General features: G+C 62.7%; 11 protein-coding genes and 1 tRNA gene. All 12 read left to right on the top strand.

Going from position 1 to position 13,062, the window contains the following annotated elements; genetic code table 11:
* The first annotated feature begins 323 nt into the window (after nt 1-323).
* Nucleotides 324-629 (top strand): ArsR/SmtB family transcription factor, encoded by a 306-nt coding sequence (locus tag PVW51_RS23815; RefSeq protein WP_274578160.1) that lies wholly within the window; start codon nt 324-326, stop codon nt 627-629.
* Nucleotides 616-1,536: an alpha/beta fold hydrolase gene (locus PVW51_RS23810; protein WP_274578159.1), complete on the top strand. Its 921-nt coding sequence runs from the start codon at nt 616-618 to the stop codon at nt 1,534-1,536. The genes PVW51_RS23815 and PVW51_RS23810 overlap by 14 nt, the downstream gene beginning before the upstream one ends.
* Nucleotides 1,537-2,200: 664 nt before the next feature.
* The gene (locus tag PVW51_RS23805; protein ID WP_274578158.1) at nt 2,201-3,241 is read left to right on the top strand and encodes a hypothetical protein; all 1,041 of its coding nucleotides are present in this window, start codon (nt 2,201-2,203) and stop codon (nt 3,239-3,241) included.
* A 5-nt stretch (nt 3,242-3,246) separates the two neighbouring features.
* Nucleotides 3,247-3,897, top strand: a complete 651-nt coding sequence (locus tag PVW51_RS23800; protein WP_269363890.1) for a hypothetical protein — start codon at nt 3,247-3,249, stop codon at nt 3,895-3,897.
* Between the two features lie 133 nt (nt 3,898-4,030).
* Nucleotides 4,031-4,999 carry a class II fructose-bisphosphatase gene (gene glpX / locus PVW51_RS23795; RefSeq protein ID WP_114275739.1) on the top strand — a complete coding sequence of 323 codons (969 nt, stop codon included), beginning with the start codon at nt 4,031-4,033 and terminating at the stop codon, nt 4,997-4,999.
* Nucleotides 5,000-5,059: 60 nt separating this feature from the next.
* Nucleotides 5,060-6,799: a single-stranded-DNA-specific exonuclease RecJ gene (gene recJ / locus PVW51_RS23790; RefSeq protein ID WP_274578157.1), complete on the top strand. Its 1,740-nt coding sequence runs from the start codon at nt 5,060-5,062 to the stop codon at nt 6,797-6,799.
* 79 nt (nt 6,800-6,878) lie between these two features.
* Nucleotides 6,879-6,953, top strand: a tRNA-Glu gene (locus tag PVW51_RS23785).
* A gap of 168 nt (nt 6,954-7,121) precedes the next feature.
* Nucleotides 7,122-8,117 carry an SDH family Clp fold serine proteinase gene (locus tag PVW51_RS23780; protein ID WP_274578156.1) on the top strand — a complete coding sequence of 332 codons (996 nt, stop codon included), beginning with the start codon at nt 7,122-7,124 and terminating at the stop codon, nt 8,115-8,117.
* Nucleotides 8,114-8,326, top strand: coding sequence for a hypothetical protein (locus PVW51_RS23775; RefSeq protein WP_274578155.1), 213 nt, complete (start codon nt 8,114-8,116; stop codon nt 8,324-8,326). The genes PVW51_RS23780 and PVW51_RS23775 overlap by 4 nt, the downstream gene beginning before the upstream one ends.
* Before the next feature lie 943 nt (nt 8,327-9,269).
* Nucleotides 9,270-10,034: a sugar transferase gene (locus PVW51_RS23770; RefSeq protein ID WP_274578154.1), complete on the top strand. Its 765-nt coding sequence runs from the start codon at nt 9,270-9,272 to the stop codon at nt 10,032-10,034.
* 76 nt (nt 10,035-10,110) lie between these two features.
* Entirely contained in the window at nt 10,111-11,172 is a 1,062-nt protein-coding gene (locus PVW51_RS23765; protein ID WP_274578153.1) for a CpsD/CapB family tyrosine-protein kinase, read from the top strand.
* Between the two features lie 227 nt (nt 11,173-11,399).
* Nucleotides 11,400-12,710, top strand: coding sequence for a DUF874 domain-containing protein (locus PVW51_RS23760; protein ID WP_274578152.1), 1,311 nt, complete (start codon nt 11,400-11,402; stop codon nt 12,708-12,710).
* Nucleotides 12,711-13,062: the final 352 nt, after the last annotated feature.

Genomic DNA, 13,062 nt, shown 5'->3' with positions numbered 1-13,062 from the left:
CCAGGCCCGGAACAAGCCGAAGGCGCCGGGCCATCGCCTGCCCGCCCCTCGGGTAGGCGATTTGGTGAGGCTAGTTGTTCCCTCGTTAGGATTCATCACGGTTGAGAAATAAAGTGGCATGAACATAGGTCAGCATCGCCCACCCCGGGCAGGCGCTGGCCCGGCTTGCGCTTCGCGTCACTTTGGGCTCTGTCCGGACCTTCGCGAGAGGCGTGTGACGGGCAGGTAAGCGGGACAAAGTGAGCTTTCGCTGCGGCTGCTCCAACGTCTGCACTGATACAAATACATTGACGAATAGCTGTTTAACTATGTAATGGTTGAGCATGGTAGATCGGCTTGAACAATCCAAGGCTCTTTCAAGCAAGGCGCGTGTGGCAATACTCGATTGGTTGCGTGAGCCATATGATCATTTTGCGCACCAGGAGACTGGTGACCCTCGCGATATCGGCGTCTGTGTCACGCTGATCACGGAAAAGCTCAACATGGCCCAACCTACGGTCAGCCGCCATCTGGAGCTGCTGCGTCGCGCAGACTTTGTGACCGTCAACAAGATCGGTCGCTGGTCGTTTTTCAAACGCAATGAGGCGGGCATTGCTGCTTACAAGGAGTGGCTGAATGAACATCTGTGAGGCAGCCGACGCCCGGCTTCTGCCCGGCTTCAAGAGGCAGATCGTCACTGTCGATGGCAACGACACCTTGGCCCTGACGGCCGGGTCCGGTCCGCCGCTGTTGATGCTGCATGGCGATCCGCAAACGCACCTATGCTGGCATGACATCGCGCCGCGCCTGACGGACCGGTTCACCGTCGTCCTGACCGATCTTAGGGGACGGGGAGAAAGTCACAAACCCGAACCGGGCCAAACCCCGAACCCTTTTGCAAAGCGCACGATGGCAGCCGAGCAAGTCGCGGTCATGCACAAGCTCGGGTTCGACAGCTTCTCGCTGGTTGCTCATGATCGTGGAGCGCGGGTTGCCCGGCGAATGGCGCTCGATCATCCCAATGCCATCGAGCGCTTGTGCGTCATGGACATCGTGCCCGCCCTAGACTTCTACAAAAATACGAACGCTGCGATCGCTCAGGACTATTTCTATTTCTTTTTCCTGACCCAGCCATACCCGCAACCCGAACGACTCATCGAAGGCGACGCTGAAGCGTTCCAGCGCCAGATACTTTTCGGCCTGGGCGACAAGCGGGTGCCATACGACGAGGACGCCCTCGCGGTTTATCTGGAACGATCGACGGACCCTGCTTCCATCTTCTCTATGTGTGAGTGTTTCCGGGCAGGCTACGGGATCGACCGGGACCACGACGCTGTCGATTGGGAGGCAAACCGCAAGATCACCTGCCCGACACTGGTCCTCTGGGGTGACAAGGGTGTGACCGGGCGGCACTTCGACCTGAAGAAAATCTGGGACGGATGGTGCGAGGACGCGCACTATGCAGCGATGCCGAGCGGCCATTTCATTCCGGAAGAGGCCCCAAACGAAGCGTTCGATGCCTTGCTTCCGTTTCTTACAAAAGGAACTGCGGCATGACGTTGTGCTGCGCTTTGTTGCCGAAAGCTGCAATTCGCGCGCCTCGCAGCATTGGTTAGAAAGGACTCTTTCCGGACCTTCGCTGCAACGCGCGTGAAGGTCAGTTAAGCGGGACTTTGCTGACATGTCCGACATTCGAAACAGGTCGCGCCCGAACCGAGGGGTGGGCGAGTAGCGCCCGCGTCACGCCGCAGGCGTGCCGCCTGCGAATGAACTGGCGCGCCTCCGGCGCGACGGGGGCGGTTCGGGCGCTGCCAAAGCTTTGCTTTGGCAATGGGTCTTTACTTTGAGAGCACAGGTTGGGCTCTTTCCGGACCTTGCCTGCGACACGTGTGAAGGTCAGTTAAGCGGACGCCGATCACAAGCACCCAGGCCCGGAACAAACCGCAGACGCCGGGCCATCGCCTCACATCTCCCCGGCCTTGAAGCCGTCATTCGCCGCGATCTGTGGCAGGGTCCGGTCTATCATTTCAGGTCAGTTCATAACGTGACGGGCAAAGCCCTCTGGCCCTCAACACCCCCCGCCTGCCGGGACGGTAAGGATTCCCGTACTTGGCGAAATTCTACCTATGATTGATATTGAGACGGGGCGCAGGCATCGCGGATGCCATCAGATTTCCAGACGCCCTGACCTTTAGTCCTGTCCATTTCACGGAGAGATCCAATGCAAATACATATTGAAGAAGTCCCCACGGAGATCAGGCGCCGTGCGGCACAATTGCTCGAAACCGTCAGGGGGACCGATATGGACCCCACCGGCGGAAAGGCCAGCCTGACCCGCGAGGTGACGGCCTTGTTCCGGCCCGACATCAACGATGTGGCCTATTACGAATTCGCCGTCGATCTTGGCCGGGGCGATGACCGGCGCACCGCCTTCACCGGGCGCGGCGACGAAGGCGCGAAACGGGCGATGCCCGCCGCGACCGGCTTCATCATCGCGGCCAGCAAGGGGCATGACCATCCCATCGCCCATTGGTCGCTGGACCGCGAACCGCCCAGCCGCCAGATCGCGGCCGCAGCGGAAGCGAAAGGCAGCAAGGTCGACCGCATCTTCAAGGTCGATTCGCTGTCCTACATCGGCGAGACCGCCGGGGGCGAGATTGCCGGTCAGACCGGGCAATTGCCCCTGCCCATCGAAGGGCTGCCCGATGACATCGAAAAGGCACAGGGGCGGATTTCCTCCACCCTGGTGCGTCCGGCCCGAAAAGCAAAGGACGACAGCGACCCCGGCGGTGACACACCCGAGACGGTGACCCGGGGGGCGCGGCCCCAGCGGGTCAAGCTGCGCGCGATCGACAGCTGGGCGGACCTGCGCAAGGGCTATGCAAAGGCCTTTGGCCCGCTGCTGAAGGGCCTTGCCAGAAACGCCGCCCCCGCCTGGGAGATCGAGGACCTGGTCGCCAGGATGGGCGAAGGCATCATGACCGGCACCACCCGTAGGGTCGCCCTGCTGGAAGCGGATGCCGCCGTGGAGGTCTCCGGCGAGGGCGCGCGCCTGGTGAAGGTCGAAGCGCTGGAAACGCCCGGCGGCAGCGGCGCCGTCGCGCTGCAGGTGGCGGATGAAAAGCTGGCGCAGGAGGTCTCCTTCGAGATGCACATCGCCTACCGCTCCGGCCTGCGCGAAACCCTGCCGTTTTTCGCGGTCTCATCCAGCACCCCGTCGGACCGCAAGCCCGACAGCGGCATGAACTTTTTCGAGGAGTGATTTCAATGGCCTATACATATTACTGGGCGGACGGACACGTCAGCGAACAACCCTATAACCAATATACCGTCAACGGCTGCGCCATCGGCTGCGGCTCGCTGGCCTGGACCATCCTGTTTCTCTGGGGGGACCGCCAGGCCGGCTCCGGCAACAGCTACTGGGCACCGCGCTGGGGGCTTTACCGGCAGGATGGCGGCACCGGGGCGAATGTGATCTCCCCCACCTCGCAGACCGCGGGCGTCAACAATGTGATCGAGGAGATTGCGGATGATGTGGGCACTTTCTGCATCTTCGGCCAGGGCGCGACCTACCCCTGGGAGATGAGCGATGCCAGCGCCTATTTCGTGGGCCGCACCGGGACCAGCCTGACCACCCATTACAATGCGCTGGGCATCTCGGAAGGCCGGCTGCGCGAATATGCGCGCAATTCGATCCGCGACCGGGACACGCCGGCGGTGATCGGCACCGGCTGGCTCAGCCATTATCCGGTGGCCTATGGCTATGCCTGGCAGAAACGGGTGGTGCGCAAATGCTTCATCTTCTGCTGGAACGAAACCGTCTATGACCGCTGGTTCTATGTGAACCAGGGCTGGGGTGGCAGCGGCAACGACTGGGTGCCCGCAGACACCTGGTTTGCGGGCGAAATCTATCCCTGACATCCGGGGCAGACCCCGGCAAACCCGGTCCGCGCAAGCGGGCCGGGACAGGGCCGCCCAGCCCCGCGCGCTTGTGCGAAACCCACTGGCGCGCTAGAGGACGGGGCAGAATTCAAACCAGCTAGGAATTATCATGCCCACATCCGCCGATTTTCAAGACCGTATGCTGTCCCTGGGCCTGGCCCGCGTCTCCGAGGCCGCGGCCCTCGCCTCGGCCAGGCTGATCGGCAAGGGCGACGAGAAAGCCGCCGACCAGGCCGCCGTCAACGCCATGCGCACGCAGCTGAACATGCTGGACATCGCGGGCGTGGTTGTCATCGGCGAAGGCGAGCGGGACGAGGCACCGATGCTTTATATCGGCGAGGAAGTGGGCACCGGCAACGGCCCCGGCGTGGACATCGCGCTGGACCCGCTGGAGGGCACCACGCTGACCGCCAAGGACATGCCCAATGCGCTGACCGTGATCGCCATGGGCCCGCGCGGTTCGATGCTGCATGCGCCCGACACCTATATGGACAAGCTGGCCATCGGGCCGGGCTATGCGACAGGTGTGGTCACGCTGGACATGACCCCGGGCGAGCGGGTCAAGGCGCTGGCGGCGGCCAAGGGCTGTGCGGTTGCGGACATCACCGTCTGTATCCTGGAACGCCCGCGCCATGAGGACATGATCGCCGAGGTCCGCGCCACCGGTGCCGCGATCCGGCTGATCACCGATGGCGATGTGGCCGGTGTCATGCATTGCGCCGATCCGCAGACCGGCATCGACATGTACATGGGCGCAGGGGGTGCGCCCGAGGGCGTGCTGGCCGCCGCCGCGCTGAAATGCATGGGCGGGCAGATGTACGGCAGGCTCCTGTTCCGCAACGACGACGAACGCGGCCGCGCCGCCAAGGCGGGGATCACCGATTTCGACCGCATCTACACCCGCGATGAAATGGTGACCGAAGACGTGATCTTTGCCGCGACCGGCGTCACCGGCGGCACCATCCTTCCGGGTGTGAAACGCGAGCCGGGCTGGCTGACCACCGAGACCCTGATCATGCGCTCCAAGACCGGCTCCGTGCGGCGCATCAATTACCGGACACCGGTCGCGCAGGATTAAGCGCGCGCCCGGGGCCGGCGTTGCTTTGGTGTATTTTTGGAACAATGAAACGGGGTGAAGGTGAGTTTTCTCGGCGTTGAAGCCTCCCTGACCGGGCGGCGCTGGGTCGGGCCCGGTGTCGAGGCGGAGCGGTCGGCCGAGCTGCTGGTGCAGCGCACGGGCCTGCCGCAGGCCGTCTGCCAGGTGCTGGCGCGGCGCGGGGTGGCGCCGGAGGAGGCCACGGGTTTTCTTGCCCCTGCCCTGCGCGACCTGCTGCCCGACCCGCGCGGCCTGAAGGATATGGAAAAGGCCGCGGCGCGTTTCCTGGTGGCATTGGGGCGGCGTGAGCGAATCGCGGTCTTTGCCGATTACGATGTGGATGGCGGCAGTTCCGCCGCCCTGCTGCTGATCTGGCTGCGTCAGATGGGCCATGGTGCCACGCTTTACGTGCCGGACCGGATCGACGAGGGCTATGGGCCCAATGACGAGGCCATGGCGGCGCTGGCGGCGGAGCATGACCTGATCATCTGTGTCGATTGCGGCACGCTTTCCCATGGCCCGGTGGCGGCGGCAGCGGGGGCCGATGTGGTGATCCTGGATCACCACCTGGGCGGCGAGACCCTGCCCGAGGCGCTGGCCGTGGTGAACCCCAACCGCCAGGACGAGGATGGCAGCCTGGCGCATCTCTGCGCCGCGGCGGTGGTGTTCCTGATGCTGGTCGAGGCAGGCCGGCGGCTGCGCTCGGCGGGGCGGACGGGCCCCGATCTGATGGCGATGCTGGATCTTGTGGCGCTGGCCACGGTTGCGGATGTGGCGCCGCTGACCGGCGTGAACCGGGCCTTTGTCCGGCAGGGTCTCAAGGTCATGGCGCGGCGCGACCGCCCCGGGCTTGCAGCCCTTGCGGATGTGGCACGGATGGATACCGCACCGACCGCCTATCACCTGGGCTTTCTGCTGGGCCCGCGGATCAATGCCGGCGGGCGCATCGGCCAGGCCGACCTGGGCGCGCGCCTGCTGGCCTCTGACGACCCGCATGAGGTGGCGGCCCTGGCCGGGCGGCTGGATGCGCTGAACACCGAGCGGCGCGATGTGGAGGCGGGCGTGCGTGCCGCCGCACTCGCACAGGCGGAGGCGCGCGGTTTCGATGCGCCGCTGGTCTGGGCCTCCGGCCCCGGCTGGCACCCCGGCGTGGTCGGCATCGTGGCCTCCCGGCTCAAGGAGGCCTCCAACCGCCCCGCCATCGTCATCGGTTTCGAGGAAGGCATCGGCAAGGGATCGGGCCGCTCGGTCAGCGGCATCGACCTGGGCGCCCCGATCCAGCGGCTGGCCGCAGAGGGGCTGCTGATCAAGGGCGGCGGGCACAAGATGGCCGCGGGGCTTACCGTGGCCGAGGACAAGCTGGAGGCCGCGATGGCACGGCTGGGCGAGCTGCTGGCCAGACAGGGCGCGCATCTGGCGGGCCCCTCGGACCTGAATGTGACCGGGCTGCTGATGCCCGCTGCCGCCACCGTGGAACTGGCAGAACAGATCGAGGAGGCAGGCCCCTTTGGTGCCGCCGCCCCTGCCCCGCGCTATGTCTTTGCGGAGATGAAAATTCACTTCGCCAAACGGGTCGGTGAAAGCCACCTCAAGATCAGCTTCGGAGACGGAATCGGACCCAAGATGGATGCCATCTGTTTCGGGGCCTATGACACCCCGCTGGGGGCCGCGCTGGAGGCCCATGGCGGTGCCCGGTTCCATCTGGCGGGGCGGCTGGATATCAACAGCTGGCGCGGCAGACAAAGCGTTCAGCTGCGGCTGGAAGACGCGGCGCGGGCCTGATTGCAGTTTATCGCGCTCCTGAGGAAATTTCTGCTTGCGCGCCCTGTCTGAAAACCCTAATGAACCGCTCACGACCCGTGGCCCGTTCGTCTATCGGTTAGGACGCCAGGTTTTCAACCTGGAAAGAGGGGTTCGATTCCCCTACGGGCTGCCACTTTTCCCCATCAGTGTTTGATTTTATAGAGCATTTCACAATGGTGAGATCCTATAACTATCTATTCTCTTTTTCTTGCCGACCACCATGCGATGTTGACTGGAAACATTGACTTGTAGATATGTTGGTGGAAAACATTGGTAACTTTCGGGGGCATTCGAGTATACGATGGACTTTGCGACGCGCAAACCGCTCTATGAACAGATAGAACAAGAGCGCGCGACCAAGGTCGTCTCTTACGTCACTGGAGATCGTCGTGGAGCCGAAACGCAGATTGGTGCGGATTGCATCGACCTGTTCGTTGATGTTCTAGACGAGATTGGTCCTACCGAGCGGATTTCGCTACTCCTGCACACCAACGGCGGGAATACCGCTGCGGCTTGGCGCTTAGTTAACCTGATAAAAACCTTTTGCGACGAACTTGAGGTCTTGATCCCATACAAGGCCATGAGCGCCGGGACACTCATCTCGTTGGGCGCACATCGAATCGTCATGACCAAACAGGCAGCGCTCGGACCGATTGATCCAAGTCTTACGCATCCGTTAGGCCCGCAAGTTCCGAATGGAAATCAGCTGGCGCGCATTCCTGTAAGTGTCGAAGCCGTGAGGGGCTATATTGACGCTGCACAACACGATCTAGCAATTAAAGACGACGAGGTCCTTGGTTCAATTTTGAACGAACTTTCCAACAAAGTTCACCCTCTAGTTCTCGGTGAGATTTTCCGTTCGCGGACTCAAATCAGGTTCTTAGCTGAAAAGCTACTGAACGAACACGTTAGTGATGCCGACAAGCGCAAAGAAATTGTAGATTTTCTGTGCGCCGACTCCGGAAGCCACGACTACACAATCAATCGCCGTGAAGGTTTGGCTCTCGGGCTTAATATTGAAAAACCAAGCGCCGATTTCTATAGTCGGCTGAAAGATATTCATAAGAGTTACAGCGCTCAAATGAAACTGGCGGAACCATATGACCCCAATACAATGGTTCCCGCAAACACCACCAGCCAATACCAAATGGTTCGTGGTATTATCGAAAGTGTGGGAAGCGGCAGCTTCGGATTTATTTCCGAAGGTCAGATGGCCAGACAGACAATAGACACGCCTCAAGGGCCACAGGAACAAATCGAAGATCGGCGAACCTTCGAAGGATGGAGACAGCTATGATTTCTCTTTACGAAACAACCGATGCTACAGCGACATATCGGGAGACCTCGGCGCTGCAAACGGTTAAGCTTGATGCAACGGCAGATACCGGAAGTCTGATGGGAATTATGCGCGACGCAGTCTTGGTTTTGGGGTCGCCCACACCGTCTTCCTTCGATGTCAAAGTTCCCGAAACACCGAATGGCAACCTTGACGCAGTAGCGCGCTGACCGCCTTCTCCGTAACGATGTGCAAAAAAGCCGCCCCCTGAGGGACGGCAGTTGGGCACTCTTGCGGAGTTCGTTATGGGTGTTTGCACAGCCCTGCGACGGTCGCCCATTGATCGGCGGGAAGTGCCCACAGGGGCACCGCCAATACAGCCACGGCGGCAAGGTCCAAGTCGCCTAGCCCTTCCCCGGTCAGAACGTCCATAACGCTTTGCGCAGGCGACGACAGGGCCACAGTCAGCACGTCGGGCAGATCTACCCCTAGACGGTGCCGGGAAAGGTGAGCCACGCGATCGGCGGCGACGGAGACCGTTGGCTGACCTGTGAGCACCAAGTACACCAAAGCCCCCTTCCGCCAATTCGAATAGGTCAACCTGCGGCCCTGCGGGCGCGTCCGGTTCAATCGGCAACAAAGCGGCGAACGGCGCGGGGGACCACGAGGTCGTTGCAGATGGGTGCCCGGAACTTGCCGGGGCTACTGGTCTTGATCCGCACCTGCGCCCGAGGTGCCGCTGGCAAAGCCAGTGCAGATCCCGATTGTGGCAGAAGGCCCCCCGGCTGGCAGACAATCAGCACGCCTGCGCAGGATTGTTCGGGCCGGAATGGGCGGATTTGCAGCGAAACATCCCTGAGTTCCCGCCAGGCGGGAAATATCGCCATGTTTCGGCATTGAAACAAACTGTTTCCGATAAATGAGGCCAAAACTGGCCGAAATCTGTTAATAAATGTGCCGAGCCACGGTGCGCTTCCCACCCGGCCCTGGAACCATGCTGCGTCTGCGAAAAAGTGATCGGGCACCCCCTGTCACGCTGCACAATTTGAGCGTATGCAGCTTCGGCGTCTGCTGCCGGTGTTCTCTGGTTTTGGCGGGGCGAGTGACCAGTAAAGACTTTGGGCGGCACCAGCCGCGCTGAGACATTGTAATATGCGGCCCTGGGGGGTTGTGATGAAGAAATTCCAAATGGATCGGCCAGGTTACGGCCTGTTCGATCTTGGTGAACAGCGGTCTGCGGCAGAGGGTCTCATGGGCCGCGCAGACCTTTTGACTGCAGAGGCAGCCTCCCTTTGGGATGCGGCGATTGCCCGTAAACATGCGCCGGCAAAACCCTATCGGAACGGTCTGAAACGCGTCATGGATCTGGCCCTGATCGTGCTGACCATGCCGTTCTGGCTGCCGGTGATTGCGGCATGCGCGCTGGCGCTGTGGATCGAGGGCGGGCAGCCGTTCTACCGGCAACAGCGCCTGGGCCGTGACGGCAGCCGGTTTTCGATTCTCAAGCTGCGCACCATGGTGCGTGATGCCGACAGGGTGTTGCAGGACCTGCTGGCCACCGACCCGGAGATCAAGGCGGAATGGGACGCGTTGCAAAAGCTGCGCAACGATCCCCGGATCACCCCGGTCGGCCGCTTTCTGCGCGCGACGTCGCTGGATGAATTGCCCCAGCTTGTCAACGTGTTGAAAGGCGAGATGTCACTGGTCGGCCCGCGTCCGATGATGCCCGACCAGCTTGGCCTTTACGGCAACCCGCGGGCCTATTTCGCGGTACGCCCCGGTCTGACCGGACTGTGGCAGGTCAGCGCCCGGAACAACAACAAGTTCACCTACCGCCATGGGGTCGACGAGGCCTATGAAAACGCCCTGACCTTCCGGCTCGACCTGACCATCCTGTACAAGACAGTGGGTGTGGTCCTGCGCAAGACGGGGTATTGAGCCTTGCCTTGCTTTTGCACCGATAAACACTGTGGTATCATCCCTCCCCATGTCAGACACCCCGAAGGAGCCCGGTATGAAGGATAATCTTCACAGGGCCGCCGCCACAGCACAGAGCAATGACAGTGAATCCTGGGCCCGGACCAGCGGCCTGCGGCACAGCATCAGGCCGCGCCGCCGCTTGCCGGATGATCTGATGGCGTCGGATGATCTGAAGGCGTCGGATGATCTGATGGCGGAGGTGATGCGCGCCAGGGCACCGGCACAGACCGCGCCGGAGGTGGTGGAAACAATTGCCGAGCCAACATTGGCCGAGCCCAGCGTTCAGGCCCCGGCGCGGTCCGCTGCGGCCCTGTCCATCCCGGCCCTGTCCGTCCCGGCCGAAACCGCCATGCGCCATGTGCCGGGTGCCGGGCTGGCAGAGCGGAACGTGCCGCAGTGGGAAGACCTTGAGCTGGTGACACCGGGCAACCGGCCCAACCGCGCAACGGCGATCCCGGTGCTGGATGCGGCGCGCGACAGCCTGGCCGTGCAGGCCTTTGACCTGCTGCGCACCCGTCTGCGCAAGACCACCGGCGAAAACGGCTGGGTCAATATTGCGGTCACCGCGCCGACCCGGGGATGTGGCACCACCTTCACCGCGCTCAACCTCGCGCTGAGCCTGTCGCGCATTGCCGGGTCCCGCACCGTGCTGATGGATCTGAACCTGCGCGAACCGGGCCTGGACCGCGCGCTGGACGTGACGGCACCGGGCGAGATGCGGGATTTTCTGAGCGGTGACGCACGGATCGAGGATCATGTCCAGCGGGTCAGCGACACGCTGGCGCTGGGGCTGAACGCGCGGCCGGACATGGATGCGGCGGAAACCCTGCAGCACCCCGCGCTGTCGCGGACCCTGGACCAGATGCGCGCGGCGCTGCGCCCCGATCTGGTGATCTATGACATGCCGGCCATGCTGGGCCATGACGATGTCTCGGCCTTCCTGCCGCAGCTTGACGGCATCCTGCTGGTCTCTGACGGGTCGCAGACCATGGGCAGGCAGCTGGTCGAATGCGAACAGATGCTGGACGGCCAGGTCCCGCTGCTGGGGGTGGTCCTGAACCGGGCGCGCAGCAACAGCCTGCCGCACTACAAATAAGGCGTTTCGGGAAATCATCGCGTCAGGTGGATCGCAGATGTCCCGAGAGCGCGAAGCGCGGCAGGGTATGTGCGATTGAACATTTTCCCGAAACGCTACAGGTCGGAAAACCGGTGCGATCCGGCAAATTTGTGCCTCAACTTCGCCCGATTTCCATGGTGAAAGCCGAAGAACCCCTTGATGGCCGTGGCTGTCCCGGGGGCATTTTGCATTGAGGTGACGGGTACATGGGGCCGATCTATTCCCTGGCAGATTTTCTGGACATGGTGCGCCGCCGCATCGGGGTCATCTCGTTCGTCTTCATCGCCGGGTGTTTCGCCTCGCTCTACTGGGCCCTGTCGCAGCCGCATGTCTATGAATCCGCCGAAGTCATCCAGATCGAACAGCCCAAGATTGCCGATTCGCTGGCCCCCTCCACGGTCGAAGGATCCTCGGCGCGGCGGTTGCAGCTGATCCAGCAGCAATTGATGGCGCGCAGCAGCCTGTTGGAAATCATCGAGAAATTTGACCTGTTCGAGAATCTGACAGCCCTGCGCATGTCCGAAAAGGTCGATCTGCTGCGCCGCTCTGTCACGATCAACGGGGTTGCCGCCACGCGCGAGGGTTATGCCGATGACGGCACCATCGCGGTTCTGACCATCACCGCGCGGCTGGACAATGCCGAACAGGCCCAGGCCGTCGCCCATGAATTTGCCAACCGCACCCGCGATCTGACCGCCGCCCAGCGGCGCGAACAGACCCGCGAGACGCTGGAGTTCTTCTCTGCCCAGGAAGACCAGCTGATCGCGGAAATCGCCCGGCTGGACGACGAAATGGCCGCCTACCGCAGCGCCCATGACATCTCCATCGAGGGGACGCTTGAATTCGTCCGCTCCGAAATCGCCAGCCTGAACGACGCCTTGCTGGAACTGGACCGCGAGATCATCGCGACCCAGCTTGCCCGCAGCCGGATCGACCGCAACGCGCGCGCCGCCACCGTGGCCAAGGAAGAGGCCGAACTTGACGGGGAACTGGCCAGTCTGCGCACCCAGCGCGATCTGCTGCAGGAACGCCGTGCGGAACTGGCGGCCAGCATCGAAACCTCCCCCGAGGTCGAAAGCACATTGACCAAGTTTCAGCGCCGCATGGAGCAGTTGCAGGGCCAGTTGGACGTGATTGCGACCCGCCGGAATGAGGCGGAAGTGGGCTATTCACTGGAAACCGCTGCGCGGGGCGAGCGGCTGATCACCCTGGAAGAGGCCCGCGTGCCGGATTTCCCGGTCAGCATGAGCCGCAAGAAACGCGCGGTGATGGGGGCCGGTGCGGCGCTGATGGCAGGGCTTGCGCTTGCGTTCCTGCTGGAGCTGCGCCGCCCCGTCATCCGCACCGCCCGCCAGATGGAGCGGGAAACCGGCCTTGTCCCGGTTGTTTCGATACCGCAGGTCGGCCGGGTGAAGCGCAGCAAGGGTCTTGCCAAACTCTGGCAGGACCGCAGCGAAGCCGGTCAAAAGGGGCGCAATGCCCGTCTGGCCCGGCAGACGGATGTCCGGCGCAGCTGAGCGGCGGTTCTGTCGAATGTCGCGCAAGCCGGCTCCTGGCGGCGCATTTGCTGAATCCTGTCGCTGGGCCGTGGCGGTCATGCCTGACGCCGCTGCCACGCGTTTCTGTTCCAGACCGGACTTCAGGCGTGGTTTGGGTCAATGCCAGGTGAGCGGGGCTTTGCTGCCGTTCGCAACGAAACCCCAAGCCGCGCATTGACGGGCCGTGGTACGGCGATCTGACCTCAGTGACTGGCACTTTATGGCAGCCAAGCACATCCAAGCCATCCGTGGCACACGACAGCAGCCAAATCGCCGTGCCAGGGGACGGCCCGGCGATGCGCGGCGGCCTGCGGCCTTGATTCCGCGCTTG

The sequence above is a fragment of the Sulfitobacter sp. PR48 genome (assembly GCF_028807335.1).
Taxonomy (GTDB): Bacteria; Pseudomonadota; Alphaproteobacteria; order Rhodobacterales; family Rhodobacteraceae; genus Sulfitobacter.
The sequence above is the reverse complement of the archived record's forward strand: the minus strand, read 5'-3'. Positions and strand labels throughout refer to the sequence as shown.